The organism is Uliginosibacterium sp. TH139 (assembly GCF_002855595.1).
GTDB classification, from domain to species: Bacteria; Pseudomonadota; Gammaproteobacteria; order Burkholderiales; family Rhodocyclaceae; genus Uliginosibacterium; species Uliginosibacterium aquaticum.
In genome coordinates, this window is the sequence record NZ_PKRR01000009.1 from 63,834 (window position 1) to 79,905 (window position 16,072).

At 61.6% G+C, this 16,072-nt stretch carries 16 protein-coding genes; 10 read left to right on the top strand and 6 right to left on the bottom strand.

What is annotated here, in order from left to right:
* Positions 1-120: 120 nt before the first annotated feature.
* The 3 genes from C0V76_RS17215 (at position 121) to C0V76_RS17225 (ending at position 2,327) form a co-directional block, all read left to right on the top strand.
* The gene (locus C0V76_RS17215; protein ID WP_101944140.1) at positions 121-609 is read left to right on the top strand and encodes a hypothetical protein; all 489 of its coding nucleotides are present in this window, start codon (positions 121-123) and stop codon (positions 607-609) included.
* Positions 610-614: 5 nt separating this feature from the next.
* Positions 615-1,988, top strand: coding sequence for an ATP-dependent RNA helicase DbpA (gene dbpA, locus C0V76_RS17220; protein WP_101944141.1), 1,374 nt, complete (start codon positions 615-617; stop codon positions 1,986-1,988).
* 114 nt (positions 1,989-2,102) lie between these two features.
* Positions 2,103-2,327, top strand: a complete 225-nt coding sequence (locus tag C0V76_RS17225; RefSeq protein ID WP_254048287.1) for a hypothetical protein — start codon at positions 2,103-2,105, stop codon at positions 2,325-2,327.
* Positions 2,328-2,506: 179 nt separating this feature from the next.
* On the opposite strand, the gene C0V76_RS17230 is transcribed toward C0V76_RS17225, so the two are convergent.
* Positions 2,507-3,211 (bottom strand): DUF6588 family protein, encoded by a 705-nt coding sequence (locus tag C0V76_RS17230; protein WP_101944142.1) that lies wholly within the window; start codon positions 3,209-3,211, stop codon positions 2,507-2,509.
* A 208-nt stretch (positions 3,212-3,419) separates the two neighbouring features.
* Here C0V76_RS17230 and C0V76_RS17235 point away from each other — a divergent pair, with 208 nt between their 5' ends.
* On the top strand, positions 3,420-4,262 hold the full coding sequence (locus C0V76_RS17235) for an alpha/beta hydrolase (protein ID WP_254048288.1): 843 nt from the start codon (positions 3,420-3,422) through the stop codon (positions 4,260-4,262).
* 15 nt (positions 4,263-4,277) lie between these two features.
* Here C0V76_RS17235 and C0V76_RS17240 read toward each other — a convergent pair whose 3' ends face one another.
* Positions 4,278-4,916 (bottom strand): hypothetical protein, encoded by a 639-nt coding sequence (locus C0V76_RS17240; RefSeq protein ID WP_101944144.1) that lies wholly within the window; start codon positions 4,914-4,916, stop codon positions 4,278-4,280.
* Positions 4,917-5,054: 138 nt separating this feature from the next.
* Here C0V76_RS17240 and cimA point away from each other — a divergent pair, with 138 nt between their 5' ends.
* The 3 genes from cimA to C0V76_RS17250 all read left to right on the top strand — a co-directional run bounded on the left by cimA (position 5,055) and on the right by C0V76_RS17250 (position 8,652).
* Entirely contained in the window at positions 5,055-6,629 is a 1,575-nt protein-coding gene (gene cimA, locus C0V76_RS17245; protein WP_173894014.1) for a citramalate synthase, read from the top strand.
* A gap of 78 nt (positions 6,630-6,707) precedes the next feature.
* Positions 6,708-6,836, top strand: a complete 129-nt coding sequence (locus C0V76_RS20355) for a hypothetical protein (protein WP_256376434.1) — start codon at positions 6,708-6,710, stop codon at positions 6,834-6,836.
* A 175-nt stretch (positions 6,837-7,011) separates the two neighbouring features.
* Positions 7,012-8,652, top strand: coding sequence for a hypothetical protein (locus C0V76_RS17250; protein WP_101944146.1), 1,641 nt, complete (start codon positions 7,012-7,014; stop codon positions 8,650-8,652).
* Between the two features lie 554 nt (positions 8,653-9,206).
* Here C0V76_RS17250 and C0V76_RS19960 read toward each other — a convergent pair.
* Positions 9,207-9,566 carry a hypothetical protein gene (locus C0V76_RS19960; RefSeq protein ID WP_158239269.1) on the bottom strand — a complete coding sequence of 120 codons (360 nt, stop codon included), beginning with the start codon at positions 9,564-9,566 and terminating at the stop codon, positions 9,207-9,209.
* Between the two features lie 64 nt (positions 9,567-9,630).
* Here C0V76_RS19960 and C0V76_RS17255 point away from each other — a divergent pair, with 64 nt between their 5' ends.
* Positions 9,631-11,754 carry a polysaccharide lyase family 1 protein gene (locus C0V76_RS17255; RefSeq protein WP_158239270.1) on the top strand — a complete coding sequence of 708 codons (2,124 nt, stop codon included), beginning with the start codon at positions 9,631-9,633 and terminating at the stop codon, positions 11,752-11,754.
* 231 nt (positions 11,755-11,985) lie between these two features.
* Here the strand turns inward: C0V76_RS17255 and C0V76_RS17260 are convergent, their stop codons facing one another.
* The gene (locus C0V76_RS17260; RefSeq protein ID WP_143707455.1) at positions 11,986-12,324 is read right to left on the bottom strand and encodes a hypothetical protein; all 339 of its coding nucleotides are present in this window, start codon (positions 12,322-12,324) and stop codon (positions 11,986-11,988) included.
* Between C0V76_RS17260 and C0V76_RS17265 the strand changes: the two genes are divergently transcribed.
* Entirely contained in the window at positions 12,278-14,026 is a 1,749-nt protein-coding gene (locus tag C0V76_RS17265; RefSeq protein ID WP_101944149.1) for a polysaccharide lyase family 1 protein, read from the top strand. The two genes, C0V76_RS17260 and C0V76_RS17265, sit on opposite strands and share 47 nt — an antisense overlap.
* 75 nt (positions 14,027-14,101) lie before the next feature.
* Here the strand turns inward: C0V76_RS17265 and C0V76_RS17270 are convergent, their stop codons facing one another.
* Positions 14,102-14,578 (bottom strand): hypothetical protein, encoded by a 477-nt coding sequence (locus tag C0V76_RS17270; protein ID WP_101944150.1) that lies wholly within the window; start codon positions 14,576-14,578, stop codon positions 14,102-14,104.
* Between the two features lie 81 nt (positions 14,579-14,659).
* Positions 14,660-15,019: an HPF/RaiA family ribosome-associated protein gene (locus tag C0V76_RS17275; RefSeq protein WP_101944151.1), complete on the bottom strand. Its 360-nt coding sequence runs from the start codon at positions 15,017-15,019 to the stop codon at positions 14,660-14,662.
* A gap of 144 nt (positions 15,020-15,163) precedes the next feature.
* Between C0V76_RS17275 and C0V76_RS17280 the strand changes: the two genes are divergently transcribed.
* Positions 15,164-16,066 carry a LysR family transcriptional regulator gene (locus tag C0V76_RS17280; RefSeq protein WP_101944152.1) on the top strand — a complete coding sequence of 301 codons (903 nt, stop codon included), beginning with the start codon at positions 15,164-15,166 and terminating at the stop codon, positions 16,064-16,066.
* The last annotated feature ends 6 nt before the right edge of the window (positions 16,067-16,072 follow it).

Below are 16,072 nucleotides of genomic sequence, written 5' to 3' on the forward strand. Positions count from 1 at the left end.
GCTGCCGGAAAATCCTGAAAACAGGCAAATATGTCGTCCCCCAGTGCAAGCCTGACAAGATTTTCAGGACAAGCCCGACACGCATCCGCTACCCTGCGCCCCTATCCAAGGAAAATGACCATGCATCCGATCTTCGACGCCGACGCCCTACTGCTCCTGGCCCTTGTGCCCGCCTCCAAGCGGCGCCCCGCCACGCTTGAGGAGATCGTCATCGCGCTGGCTTCGGTGCGCCCCGAGCTGCCCGGCGCCGCCCGCCTGCGCGACGCCTTCGCGCGCCTCTCGGCCCACGGCCTGCTGCTGGCTCAAGATGGCGGCTACACCCTGAGCACTGGCGCTCAGGCACTGCTCGCCAAAGTGCCCAAGAAAGGCGATGCGGGCGAGCGCGTGTTCTCACTCAAGCAAGCCCTCACGGATTTCGATTCGCCGGCCGATCAGCCAAAGATCGAACTCAGCGCAGCCGAAGTCGGCGAAGCTGTGAAGGTCTGGCAAGCCAGCTTGCCACCGCCGACCAAGTCCGAGAAATTCACCGCCCGCACCGGCATCAAGAAGGGTCCGGCCGCCGCACGCTCGGGCTCCTTCAAGCCGCCGCGCAAGCGCGACTTCGAGTAAGCGCGATGGCCAGCTTCAGCGAACTCGGCCTCGCCCCCGAACAATTAGCCGTTCTGCAGCAGCTCGAATACTTCGAGATGACGCCGATCCAGGCCGCCAGCCTGCCGCTGGCCTTGGCGGGTCACGACCTCATCGCCCAGGCCAAGACTGGTAGCGGCAAGACCGCCGCCTTCGCCCTGCCGCTGCTCGCCCGCCTCAACCCGCGCCACTTCGGCGTGCAGGCCATGGTGCTGTGCCCGACGCGCGAGCTGGCCGAACAGGTCGCGCAGGAAATCCGCCGCCTCGCCCGCGCGCAGGACAACATCAAGGTGCTCACGCTCTGCGGCGGCGCGCCGATGCGCGCGCAGATGACCAGCCTTGAGCACGGCGCGCACATCGTGGTCGGCACACCCGGCCGCCTGATGGACCACATCCAGCGCGAGAGCCTGAAGCTCGACGGCCTCAAGACTCTGGTGCTGGACGAAGCCGACCGCATGCTGGACATGGGCTTCTTCGACGACATCAGCTGGGTCGCCAGTCACTGCCCGCCCGGCCGCCAGACTCTGCTCTTCTCCGCCACTTATCCAGACGGCATCGCGAGGCTGGCCGCGCAGTTCCTGCGTCATCCGCAGGAAGTGAAACTGGCCGAAACGCACGAGCCCGAGAAGATCCGTCAGCGCTTCTACGAAGTCGTGCATGACGATCGCCTGAAAGCCGTCGGCCAGCTCCTGCGACACTACCGCCCGACCAGCACGCTGGCCTTCTGCAACACGCGCCAGCAGTGCAAGGCGCTGTTCGAGCAACTGCGCAGCGAAGGCTTCCATGTGCTGACCCTGCACGGCGAGCTGGAGCAACACGAGCGCGATCAGGTGCTGATCCGCTTCGCCAATCGCAGCTGCTCGGTGCTCGTCGCCACCGACGTGGCCGCACGCGGGCTAGACATCGACCAGCTCGAATGCGTGATCAATGTCGACATCACGCCGGACCCCGAAGTGCACGTGCACCGCGTGGGCCGCACCGGCCGCGCTGATCAGAACGGATGGGCGCTGAGTTTATCGAGCGAACCGGACAAGCGACGCGTCGGCGACATCGCCCGCATGAGCAACTTCGTGCCCGAATGGCATACGCTGGAATCCTTGGTCGTAACCGACGACAGCCCGCTGCTGCCACCGATGAGCACCCTGCAAATCCTCGGTGGCAAGAAAGACAAGATCCGCCCCGGCGATGTGATGGGCGCGCTGGCGGCCGAAGCAGGTTTGACACGCGAGCAGGTCGGCAAGATCAACGTCACCGATCAGACCACCTATGTGGCGGTGGAGCGCAGCCTCGCGGGGGATGCCGCCCGCAAACTCGGCGCCGGCCGCATCAAGGGCAAGGCGGTGAAGGTGCGCAGGCTCTGAGCCTCATGCTCAAGGTTACGTTTTCGCCAGGGCGACTTCATTCGCTTCCCCCACGCGTGGCATGCGACTGAAGTCGCACCTACGCCAGCCCACCTCTTCCTGCAGGACTTCCCCATGCCCATGACCTACGAGCAATACCTCGACGAAGTCACCACCCTGATCGTTGAAAAATACGGCACCGCTGACGCGACCGCGATCAAACAGGTCATGGACGCACAGGAAGCGGGCTTCTTCATTACCCATGATGATGACGAGCGCTTGCGCAACCTAGATCAGGCCCACAAGGATGCGGCCACCATCGGCAAGCCGCGCAAGCCGGGCCGCACGCCCAAGCACTGAGAAGCTGTTCACGGCCTATAGCGAGAGGCCGTCAGCAGGGTGAAGAGCCGCACAGGAACCGGAGTTCATGTTGATCAATGAGGATTCCGAGCAGCGCATAAGCCCTGATCACGGCCTCGCAGGCAGATCGGGAACGGCTTCTGAGCCCCACCCGGATGCCGGCGTCAGGCCGGGCCTGCTCAGAAACGGAAACCCGCCTTGGCGCTATAGCTGTTGGCGTGCCCGGTACGATCAATCTCGAGCGCAAGATTGAACAGCCCCAGATTCAGATTCGCGCCAGCGAAGAATTTCCGCTGCCACTGCGAAACCTCAGCCAGCCCGCTGACAAGAGGCGTGCTCGTGCCATGGACCAGCCCAGCGCCCACATAAGGCTTGAAGAACAGGAAGCCCTTGGAGACCACGATTTCGGCATTGGCAGCATGGAAATCAAGCTGCTCGGAGCCGCTTAACACGGTGTAAGCCCCGCGCAATGAAACCGCCGGCAACACCAGGCTCCCCTCCATGGGCGACCAGCGCAGCTCGGCGCCGTAGAGTGAAGCGTCCATCCCCGGCACCGGAGCGTAGAAAGCACCGACATCCAGCGCCAGGGGCAGGCCCTTGTGCACATCCAGCCTCGGCAGCCCGAACAACTGATAGCCCTGGCCACCCGCCGCCCTCATGACATCCGGATTGGAGAGGCGGGTAGCGGTCGCCTCCAGCGCTACATCAAACCCCAGCAGACCCAGCGGATCGCCCGGTGAAATGGCTTTGTAGCTGAGCGCGGAAACAAGGTCGCCGGAGAGTTGCTCGAACTCCGTCTGGCTGAGTTGGCCAAGATTTTCGAGACCCGCGGCAGAAGACGCGGCAGAGAATGCGGCCAGCAAGGCCGCCATGAGTTTCGACATGGTGATTCGTTCAGTGACATCAGGATTGAAAATCCGCCCTTAGCGGAGCCTGGTAACTTAACGTCACCCGAAAGAGCATCTGCAGCCCTAAAAAGTTAAAGAATCATCAAGACAGCTCAAGCCAACTCTGGCTGCGGTGGCACGACACAGACACGCCTACAAGCAGGCCCCGGCGATAAGATGCATGTTTTCCGACCGGCCCTTCGCCATGAGCCCCCCTCCTTCCGCCACGAATCTCCGCCCATGGCTGCGCAAGGCCGCACTTCTGCTGCTGGCAATCGGCCTGCTTTACGTTGCCCTTATCGCCGTGATGCTGACGCGCCAGGAGAGCCTGCTGTTCTACCCGGTAAAGCTGCCTGCAGATTTCCGCTTCGACAAACCGGATGTGTTCGAGCGCAAGCTGGAAGTGCCCGGCGCCACACTGTCTGCCCTGCACTTGCGGCAGGCAAACGCCAAGGGCCTGATCTTTTTCCTGCATGGCAATGCCGGCAATCTGGATATCTGGTTGCCCAGCACCGAGTTCTACCGCCGCGCCGGGTATGACCTGTTCATGATGGATTACCGTGGTTTCGGCAAAAGCACCGGCCACATCGAGAGTGAAGCTCAACTGCATGCCGATGTGCGCGCAGCCTGGGACACCGTGGCGCCGGAATACGCTGGCCGCCCTATCGTGATCTATGGCCGCTCACTCGGCAGCGGCCTCGCCACCAAGCTGGCCAGCGAAGTGGAAGCGGCCCAGCTGATCCTCGTCTCGCCCTACAGCAGCTTCGTGCAGCTGGGGAAAGACCACTTCCCCTGGGTGCCCTCGTTCGCCACGCGCTATCCGATGCGCACCGATGAGTGGCTGACCAGGGTCAGCGAACCGGTGCTGCTGATTCATGGCGCACAGGACACACTGGTCAGCGTGAAGCATGCCGAAGCACTCAAGGCCGGGCATCCCGCGGCGGATCTGATCGTGTTGCCACAAGCCGGCCACGAGGATGTGCACACTTTCCCGGCCTACACCTACAGCCTGCTGCTGAAGCTGGCGGATCTGGCAGCCGCGCACTGACGACCCGCGCTTCGCTTACTCCAGTGCCGCGAAGCTGAACTCCAGGCGCCAGCGGGACTTCACCGGCTGACCGTCGAACATCCCCGGCGCCAGCCTGAGTGCATCGAGGCGCTGCACGAAACGGCGAGTGCCGCGCGGACTGAGTTCACTGCTTTCAACGACCACCCCGTCCACCTCACCGCCCTCGCTGATCAGCACCTGCAGCACGATGCGCCCGACCTCGTGCTCATCCAGCGAGGCCGGCACATATTCACGCATATCCATCAGAAAGCGCGGCCGGCTCGTGAGCTGCTCGACCGGGGTGTAATCGCTCAAGTCCGGTGGGGCGACGCGACCTGCCGGGTGGTGCGAGGCGCCGCCCTCCTCGGCAGGCAGCGGGGCAGATCCGGCCCGCGCGGCGGCGCTGGCAGCAGGCTTCACTCCGGCCATGGGCAGCGCCAGTACAGGAGGATCCAGCTGCGGCGCTGCAGTGATGCTGCGCAGGCGGGCACTCACGCTTGCTACGCCCACTCGCCCGCCCGGCTGCGGCCATAGCCAGAGCAGTGCCAGATGCGCGAGCAGCGAAGTCAGCGCACACACGCCCAGCACCCATTGCTGCTCACGGCGGACCTGGCGGGCGAAGTCTGTGCGAAGAGGTGGCAGAGCATCGGACATGGCGGCGAGTTTAACGCAGGCTCACCCTTGCCAATCAGGCTCATAGCCCTTGCCCGGCTTCGGAAAAAAGGGCTTTTGTGATAGTTTCGCGGGTCCGCCGTTCCGGGCGGATCGCCCCGCAACTCCAGCCCCAAGATCATGAATACCAAGGTTTTTGCCTACGACACCACCCTCCGCGACGGCTCTCAGGCGCAAGGAATTTCCTTCTCGGTGGAAGACAAGCTCAAGATCGTGCGCAAGCTCGACGAGCTGGGCATTGCCTATATCGAAGCCGGCAATCCGGGGTCGAATCCGAAGGATCTGGAGTTCTTCCGCCGCCTGGGCGAGCTGAACCTGAAGCACGCTAAGATCACCGGCTTCGGCAGCACCTGCAAGGTGGGCGCGAACCCGGCCGAAGACGCCCAGCTCGCGTCCCTGCTGGGCGCCAACACGCCCGCCGTGGCGATCTTCGGCAAGACCTGGGATTACCACGCCACGGCCATCCTGCGCACCACGCTGGATGAGAACCTGCGCATGATCCGCGAGACCATCGCCTTCCTGAAGGGCAAGGGCAAAGAGGTCATCTTCGACGCCGAACACTTCTTCGACGGCTACAAGAGCAACCCGGACTACGCCCTGCAGGCGCTGGCCGCAGCGGTGGAAGGCGGCGCGGACAACCTCGCCCTGTGCGACACCAATGGCGGCAGCTTTCCGGACGAGATCTTCGAGATCACCCGCACAGTGGTCGAACGCTTCCCCGGCGTGTCGGTGGGCATCCACTGCCACAACGACTGCGAGCTGGCGGTGGCCAACTCCGTGCGCGCGGTGCAGGCCGGCGCTACCCAGGTGCAAGGCACCATCAACGGCATCGGCGAGCGCTGCGGCAACGCCAACCTGTGCGCGATCATCCCGAACCTGCAGTTGAAACTCGGCTTCGAGGTGATCCCCGCCGCCAACATGGCCACGCTCACGCCCATGGCCCGCTTCGTCTCCGAAGTCGCCAACATGGAGCACAACGACAAGGCCGCCTACGTGGGGGGCGACGCCTTCGCGCACAAGGGCGGCATGCATGTCGATGCGGTGAACAAGAACCCGGTGAGCTATGAGCACATCACGCCGGACACCGTCGGCAACGCCCGCAAGATCCTGATGAGCGAAGTCGCCGGCCGCGCCACCATCCTCGGCAAGATCAACGAAGTAGATCCGGCGCTGACCAAGGATTCCGCCGAGACGAAAGCCATCATCGAGCGCCTCAAGGAACTCGAACACGAGGGCTACCAGTTCGAAAGCGCGGAGAGTTCCTTCGAACTCTTGGTGCGCAAGATGCTGGGCAAGTTCACGCCCTCCTTCGAACTCAAGGAGTTCAAGGTGATGGTCAATGAGCCGAGCCTGAACGGAGTGAATTCCTCGGCCATGATCAAGATCCATGTCGGCGGCGAAGACGAAATCACCGCCGCCGAGGGCGATGGCCCGGTTAACGCGCTGGACCGCGCACTGCGCCGCGCGCTGGACCGCTTCTACCCGGAACTGCGCGAGATGAAGCTCACCGACTACAAGGTGCGCGTGCTCGATTCGACGCAGGCTTCGGCCGCCAAGGTACGCGTGCTGATCGAATCAGCCGATGCCGGCAGCTCCTGGACCACCATCGGCGTCTCCACCGACGTGATCGACGCCTCCTGGCGCGCGCTGGTGGATGCGGTGGAATACAAACTGGCGCGCAGCCGCCAGGGCTAGGGCCCGAAGGGTCGGCCAGCTTGAGTACGGCCCAGCCCTGAACCATCGTCGGGGAGCCGTCTTCCAAAGCTCCCTGCCATGCCAGTCCTGCAAGGTTTTGTGCTCCCCCTCATCACTTGCCTGACGCTGCACTGCGCCGCTGCCAGCGCCGAGGCGCTGAAGCAGCTCAGCGTCAGTGGCCCGCCCACCGAAACCGCCTACAGCTAATTAGCTTTCACCCGCGAGCACGATCACAGCGCCACAGCGAGCACCTTCGACAAAGCCATGAGCGGCATGAAGAAAGACGCTACGCTGAGCCGCCTCCTCGCTCCCTTCCGCTGACGCCTGCCAAGCCTCCGCCGCGCTACACTCCGGTTTCCACAAACCGCATCGTCACCGCGCCATGTTCGCTCGCGTCATCCAGGCCTGCCTGCGTTACTTCGACCGCACCTTCCTCGATCTCGGCCGCCAGATGCGCTGGAGCTATCTGCCGCCGTTGATGGTGTACATGGCCTACGGCGTGTCAGGCATCACCGGCATCGTCGGCACCTTCTACGTCAAGGAATACCTCAGCCTGTCGGCGCAGGATCTGGCCGCGCTGGGCTTCTGGGCCATGCTGCCGTGGGCCATCAAGCTGCCAATCGGCCATGCGGTGGATCTCTTGTGGCGCTGGAAAGCCTGGCTGGTGTGGGCCGGCGCCCTGCTGGTGTTCGCGAGCTTCTCAATCATGGTCGGCCTGATCGGCGAACGTGCCGCGATGGAAGCCATCATGCCGGCCAACAGCTGGTACCAGCTCTCGGTGCTGATCGCCCCGCTGGGTTTCGTGCTGCAGGATGTGGTGGCCGACGCGATGACAGTCGAAGCCGTGCCGCATTTCGATGCGCAAGGCAGCCCGATAGACCCCGCCGCACGCCGGGCCATGAACACCACCATGCAGACCCTCGGTCGCGTCGCCATCATCGGCGGCCTCGCCGCCGTAGCGCTGGCCAATGTGGCGATGTTCGAGGGGGTGGAGAAACTCGATGCCGCCGCCAAACAGGCCATTTACCTGAAGATCTACAGCGTGGCCCTGTGCGTGCCGCTGCTGTCGGTGGCCGGCGTGCTGCTCGCCAGCTGGATGCGTCGCCGCGAAGAAAAACGCCTCGCCGCACTGGGCATCGATGCCAACGCCATGCGCCACGGCTTGCCGGATGAAGGCGACGAAGGCATCACTCGGCCGAACTGGCTGATCCTCGGCGGCTCCATTGCCTTTGCCGGCATCTCGATCGGGCTTGGCATGGCGCGCGTGAAATACGGTCAGGAACTGATCTTCGTGCTCTCGGCCTCGGTGATCCTGTTCCTGATGTGGCGTCTGGCGCGCGAGATGACGCCTGAAATGGGCGCCACCCTGATCGGCACCAGCCTGATCACCTTCGCCTTCCGCGCCACACCCAGCACCGGCGCCGGTGTGGGCTGGTGGCAGATCGACGTGCTCGGTTTCGACCAACAATTCCTCTCCATCCTCGACCTGATCGCCTACGGCCTGACGCTGGCCGGCCTCTTCGGCTTCCGCCGCCTGATGGCCGAAAAATCGATCGCCTGGAACGTGATCATGCTTAGCGTAGTCGGCACCGTGCTTTCGCTGCCGACGCTGGCCATGGCCTTCAACCTGCATCACTGGACCGCCGCCATGACCGGTGGCGTAGTCGATGCGCGCTTCATCGCCGTGTTCAACACTGCGCTGGAATCGCCACTCGGCCAGATCGCCATGGTGCAAGGCCTGGCCTGGATCGCCATCACCGCCCCGCCGCGCCTGAAGGCCACCTACTTCGCCGTGATGGCCTCCTTCTCCAACCTCGCCCTCTCGGCCGGCCAGCTCGGGACCAAGTACCTCAACCAGATCTTCGTGCTGACCCGCGAAGTGAAAGACGCCAACGGCCTCGTCACCACCCCGGCCAACTACGACAATCTGCAAGCGCTACTGATCACCGCCGTCCTACTCGGCCTGCTGCTGCCGATCGGCGCCGTCGCTCTGGCTAAACTGCGACGCTGGCAGAGCGGCTAAGCCCCCCTGCACGGAGGCCTGCGCCTTAGCGTAGCCACATCGGGGCCTCGAAAAGCTTGTGCGGGGGCCGCCCACGGCCGCGATGCCCCCACGCGGCCCACGTGATCGACTCAACATCCAGGCATGGATCAGGCCTCATGTGCCGCCTGAAGCCGCACCAGCAGGTACGCGACGAATTTCCGTAGCGGCGACTTCAGCCGCCTGTCGCGCCCCTGCAGCCCAAACCATGCAGAACATCAGCGCTGTTTGTAGGTAAAACAGGAAGCCCACAGCTACTTGTTGTAGCCATGCAACAACTCTCAGGGCAGTCAGCCCCTCTTGTGACATTCGTCACGTTTTCGCAATACCTCCACGTATCGAGCCCCCAAGCCGCACCACATCTGGCTTGCGTGTGACCGGAATCACATCCCCCTGCTTTACACCTGTGTGTTTGTGAAAAATTTTGCAATGCCGCACATGAATTCTGTGCAAACGAGTTCGCGTTTGTAAGAAAAATTCCTATAAAGTCGCGCCACAAACCGGACAAATAACCGGATTCAATAAATTTATCGCTTTTAACGGGTAAGAGGAGCAAACATGTCAGCATCACGCAGTATTAATCTGGCTGCGCTCGTTGCGGCCGTCAGCGTTCTAAGCGCTTGCGGTGGCGGTGGCGGCACGGGTAGCACCACTTCGGCAAGCAACAGTTCGACGGCAGCCTCCAGTACGGCAGTAGCAGCTTCGTCTGCAGCGACGGCCTCGTCAGCTACTGCAGTGAGCTCTGCTGCAGCAAGCTCCCAAGCGACCACATCAACAGCCGCTACTTCTTCGACTGCTGCAACCTCCTCAGCAGCCGCTTCGTCTGCTGTGATTTCGTCAGTAGCCAGTTCAGCGGCCTCATCAGCCACAGCCTCCTCAACCAATGGCGGCATCATCGACGCCCTCACACTAACCAGTACTTCAAGCGAGCCACTGAATGGCTGGTCAGGCTGGAGCAAGATGGGCGCACGTTCGTATCTGGCAGCTAGTGATCCGGTGAACACGGCCAATCACGTCTCGACAGCGACTCCTGCTCCTGGCACACCGACGGCATACCCGAGCATTTCCAGCGATCCCAGTGGCGGCGAATTCACCATCGAACGCGAAACAGCCCCGCTGGATGGCTGGCATAGCTACTACCGCGCAGGCGGCACGCTGGGCAACCACCAGCAGGTACGCGTAACTGGTGGCTCATCGGCCACCGCCAACCGGATTTATACCTGTGGCACCAAAAAGTGCATCTTCGACGCTTTGAAGGAAGCCAAGAACGAACCCAAGATCATTCGGGTGTACGGCAACATCGACATGAGAATTGATGACGATGGCGTATTCCGTGATTTTACAAGCTGGGATGATCAGAAAGCTTCGTCAATCGTCATTCCATCAAATACCACCTTTATCGGCATCAACGACGCCAGCGGCAATCCGGCGCGCCTGATCTCAGCCCAAATCGAAATCGGCAAGGAGTTTGCCAGTACGGTCGACAGCGATCTTGCGGACTACGAATACTGGATCAAAACGCTTGGCAAGAGCCAGGAAAGCTATCCGGGCTGGACACGTAACGTGATCGTGCGCAACCTTTGGATCCAGACGAACTTCGATGTACAGCCTGAAGGCAGCTCGGACGCCTACTACGACGGTATGGTCGTAGCCATGGCGCAAAACGTGTGGATCGACCACGTCACAGTTACTGACGGGCAGTACAAGGACAAGGATCTGTCCGGCACGCGTCACGACGGCGCGCTCGACATCGTGCGCGGCTCGGACTACATCACCGTTTCCAACAGCGCTTTCATCGAGCACGGCAAGACGACCCTAGTCGGAAACGCCGATTCGCGCGACTGGAGTGACCTTAACCGCCTGCATGTCACCTTCAAGGCCAACTATTACGCTGACGTCGCGAGCCGCCTACCGCGCGTGCGCTTTGGCCAAGTTCACGTCTTCAACAACTACATCGAGGGCGACCGCGAGTCTTCCACCGCAACCAAGTTCGAGAACGGCATCGGCATGGCCATCAAGGGCGATGTGCTTATCGAAAGTACGCTGTGGGAAATTCAGCCAACCAAGGAGTCCGAAGCCTGCAAAAAAGTGGTAACAGACCACGGCAGCAGCCTGGCCTTCCGCCAGAACCGAAGCTGGATTAAGAGCAGCAAGTATCTGCCGGCCGGCGCGGACGTATCAAACATGCTGACGGGCTGCGGTTATGCAAGCACTAAAAACTGGACACCGCCATACGCCTATCAGGTTGAGTCCGCGCCGCTGAACCTGGCCTGCATCGTCAAGAACGGCGCGGGGGCCGGCAAGGTTGGCCTGAACAACACCAGCACGGCAGGAGCCTGTAACACCGCGCCGGTAGCCGGTTCAGGTGAAAACCATTCCAGCAGCGCGACAAGCAGCTCGGCTGCATCCTCCTCGGAAGCCAGCAGTTCGGCTTCGTCCGCAACGAGCTCAAGCACGGCAGCGAGTAGCTCCACAGCCTCCAGCTCGGCCAGTGGGGGTAGCGCTACGACGATCACCTATCCGTGGTCGGACGACTTCTCACTGGCTACTACGGCAACTCTGTTCACGACTGGTTATGCCAAGTTCACCAATGACGCCGGAACAGAAGTATCGATGTATGTAAAGACAGGTGGAAGCCCGACAGTTTCCGGTGGCGTAATTACCCTGGCTGGCGCTCGTTTCACAATCGGGGCTCTGGGCACAGGAACAACGACGGGGCCCACAGGCTCGCCGGCTAACTACACTCCAGGCGGTATTTTCAACATCATCGGCAAGACCTGCACCCTGACGATCAACGCAAGCCAGGCAGGTACCGGCAGCACCTTCCAGGTATACGTTGATAACAACACGACGAGCACCGGGAACTCACCGCATGCTACGTCCACGCTCTCAAGCACCGGGACAACGACCACGAAAAACACCTCGGTGGTTGTTTCTGTTGCGGCAACGAGCATCGTGGCTGGAGACAACACCTTCACCTGGAAGCTCGACAACGCAAGCTACACGGGCGGTTCCTTCCTGCAGATCCGCACCGACTCTTCCTCAGCGGTCTACATCAACAGCATCAGCCTGAGCTGCCTCTGATCTTCCAATCAGCACTCACCTGAAACGGCAACGGCAACCGTAAGGTCGCCGTTGCTTCATAACCACCATTCCCCGATTTCGAACCGGCACAGGCTCCGACTATAGAAGCCCAAGTCACCCAAGCAATCTTCATCCGTTCCCGCAATACAAGCCGACCACAGAGCCGGTTTTTCGAACGTTAGTCAATACACAATCAGGAGGAGTCAAGATGTCTGTTTTACGTAGCATGAATCAGGTCGCCATCGTCGCTGCCATAAGCACACTCACGGCCTGTGGTGGTGGTGGTGGCGGCACCACTTCGGCAGGCAGCAGCACGGCAGCAGCAACCTCATCTGCCGCCACCTCTACCGCAGCTTCGTCGGCAGCAACAACATCCACCGCGACGTCGTCGACTACGACGGCCAGCTCCGCCGCAGCAGCATCCTCCGTAGCCGCCAGCAGCGTAGGTGCAGCACCACCTACTGCGGCTTCATCCTCCTCTGCAAACTCAAGCCTTGCCTCAAGCTCCGCAGCTTCGTCCGCCATGGCGTCCTCGGCCACCAGCTCCTCGGCAAGCAGCGGCAACTTCATCGACGCACAGGTCGGCTATTCGACCGAGAATGGTGGCACCACGGGCGGCGCCGGCGGTGCGGAAGTCATCGTGACCACGGGTACCGAATTCAACGCAGCCCTGTGCAATCGCACCACCAAGACCACCCCGATCATCATCAAGGTCAACGGCACGATCAATCACGGCAACACCACCAAGCAAAGCGGTCAATGCGACACAGTGGCAGACGCCATCCAGCTCAAGGGGGTGCAGAACGTTTCCATCATCGGTGTGGGCAGCAATGCGGTCTTCGATCAGATCGGCATCCACATTCGCGATGCGAAGAACATCATCATCCGCAATGTGCACGTGAAGAACGTGAAGAAGTCCGGCTCGCCCACCTCCAACGGAGGCGATGCAATCGGCATGGAAACGGATGTTTCTAACGTGTGGGTTGACCATTGCACACTCGAAGCCTCAGGTGGAGAGTCGGACGGTTACGACGCATTGTTCGACATGAAGGACACCACCAAGTACGTCACCCTCTCCTGGACCATTCTCACAGGCTCCGACCGCGGTGGCCTGGTCGGTTCCAGTGACAGTGACGACCAGAACGGGCCGGTCACTTACCATCACAATTACTACAAGAACCTCCATTCACGCATGCCGCTGCTGCGCTGGGCGACCGCGCACTCGTTCAACAACTACTACGACGGCATCATCGAGTCGGGTATGAATCCGCGCATGAACGGCAAGATCAAGGCGGAGAATAACTACTTCACCAACGCCAAGAACCCCATCGGCACCTTCTACACCGACGTGATGGGCTACTGGGACGTGGCTGGCAACATCTTCGGGGCGAACGTGACTTGGTTGGCCGATGCAACCAACAAGGAGTACCCGGCCGGCCCGGATGTGAAGTCGACCACCTCCATCACGATCCCCTACGCCTACACCCTGGATGATGCGGCGAACGTTCCGGACCTCATCAAGAATGGCGCTGGTGCGGGCAAGATGCCGGATGGCGCTTCTTCGAGCAGTGCCTCCAGCGGCGGTGCTGCTTCGTCGGTAGCCGCCAGCTCTGCTGCAGCCAGCAGTTCAGCTGCTTCGTCGGATGCCTCGAGCAGCACCGCAGCCTCCAGCTCGGCCAGTGGGGGTAGCGCTACGACGATCACCTACCCGTGGTCGGATGACTTCTCACTGGCTACTACGGCAACTCTGTTCACGACTGGTTATGCCAAGTTCACCAATGACGCCGGAACAGAAGTGTCGATGTATGCAAAGACAGGTGGAAGCCCGACAGTTTCCGGTGGCGTAATTACCCTGGCTGGCGCTCGTTTCACAATCGGGGCTCTGGGCACAGGAACAACGACGGGGCCCACAGGCTCGCCGGCTAACTACACTCCAGGCGGTATTTTCAACATCATCGGCAAGACCTGCACCCTGACGATCAACGCAAGCCAGGCAGGTACCGGCAGCACCTTCCAGGTATACGTTGATAACAACACGACGAGCACCGGGAACTCACCGCATGCTACGTCCACGCTCTCAAGCACCGGGACAACGACCACGAAAAACACCTCGGTGGTTGTTTCTGTTGCGGCAACGAGCATCGTGGCTGGAGACAACACCTTCACCTGGAAGCTCGACAACGCAAGCTACACGGGCGGTTCCTTCCTGCAGATCCGCACCGACTCTTCCTCAGCGGTCTACATCAACAGCATCAGCCTGAGCTGCCTCTGATCTTCCAATCAGCACTCACCTGAAACAGCAACGGCGACCATAAGGTCGCCGTTTTTCATTGCACCACCAGCCCTGCTAGACCGGCACCACCCGCCGAGTGAAACAGGCTTCATCAAGCAGGCGCGAGCTGCTGGCCGAGCTGCGGATCAGGCCGCTCACTTCACGCAGATGCAGGCCCCAGTGATCGAGCGCATCCCACAACAAGATGGATTCCGCGCGGACCAGACGATGGTCGCTGCTGAAGATATCAAACAGCAGGGCCGCTACTTCGCGCTGCAAGGCCGGGGCCTGGATCTCGTCGAGCATGGCGCGAATCTGGGAGCGTCCGAGGGATCTGAACCCGCGCCGGTCCGTCGGGGTGCTTTGGCGTAAATCCGCACACAATGCGTCCATCACATCATCAAAATCGTCGCGGCTAAGCCTCAGGGCCTGCAGCACACCGCGCTGCTCCAGCGTGCGCAGCTCGGCATCGGAGGGTACGCCGTCAATGGTCACCGCCAGCGCCAGCAGGCGCACCACAGCATGCGGGCTATCAATCGGATAAGGGTTCATTATTGTTCTCCTGTGTTTCCTCGCCTTAGAGGAGCGAAGTGCGCAGCGCACCCGGAGCGGCAGTGCGCTACGCCGGCACTCTCAGCCAACGATGGCCGGCACCTGCAGCATCTCGCGCATCTCCGGGTGACGGCGGTGACTGCGACGCTCAATGCGGCGCGCCGCCAGATGGCTCGCCACGCTGAATGCGCGGTTGATCGCGGCATAGGAATCTTCACTGGTCTCTGCCACGACCAATGCTGGCTCGCCCGCCAGCTTCACTTGGACCTGGCAGCACTTGTCTATCCCGCCGCGCGGGCCATTGAGATCGATCAGCCCTACCTGGACCTGCTGCACATGCAGCTTCAGGCGCGCCAGCGCGAACTCGGCGCGGCGCTCGATATGGGCGATGACGGCATGATCAAGCGGGGTGCCGCTGATTTTCTTGATGGCCAGTTTCATGATGCGTCTCCTTGATAGCTTGGCTTGTATCGCTGTTCGCATCAGCGATGGAGCCACTTTAGAGACGCCGTACCATCCTGTATATTCGAATATATATGCTTTTATATTCGGTTTTACCGAACATTTAAAGGAGCCGATGAGCGCATGAACTACAAGCATCTGCACTACTTCTGGAAGGTAGCCAGCTGCGGTGGTGTGCTGCGCGCAGCCGAGGCGCTGAATACCACGCCGCAGACTGTCAGCGGACAGATCAAGTTGCTCGAAGAGCGTCTGGGCAAGGCCCTGTTCCGCAAGGACGGGCGCAAGCTGGCGCTCACCGAGGCGGGTCGGATGGCGCTGGGTTATGCGGAAGAGATCTTTTCGCTCGGCTCAGAACTACAGGAGCAGCTCGCCAGCGAGGCCGCAGAAGGCATGCCGATGGAATTCCGGGTGGGCATTTCGGACGCTATCCCCAATGCCGTTGCCGAGCGCCTGCTGGAGCCGGTGCTGGCCATGGATGTACCTGTGCGCATGATCTGCCGCGAATGGCGGATCGATCGCCTACTCTCCGAACTGGCCCTGCACCGGCTGGATCTGGTGCTGGCCGATACCCCGGTACCGCAGGGCTTGAGCGTAAAAGCCTGGAGCCACCGCCTGGGCGCCTCAAAGATGGGTTTTTTCGCTCGCCCGGAGCTTGCCGAACGCTGCCGGGAACAGCCTTTCCCGCAGCGCTTGCATGCCATGCCGCTCCTGCTGCTGGGGGAGGATTCCGCCGTCAGCAGTCAGTTCCGTCAGTGGGCCAGCATGCACAAGATCCGTCCTCGCATCGTCGCCGAGTTTGACGACGCAGGCATGCTGGCCGCTTTCGGCGGGAAGGGGCGCGGCATTTTTCCGGCCCCGATGGTGCTCAAGGACATGCTCTGCCAGCAACTCGGGGTGGAGTTGATTGGCGTGGCAGAGGGCATCGAGCAGGCCTGCTACGCCATCACGGTACAAAAGCGGATCACCCATCCTTGTGCCGAGGCCATCGTGCGCGCAGCCCGCGAGGGGCTGTATCCGCTGGCTTGAAAGCTT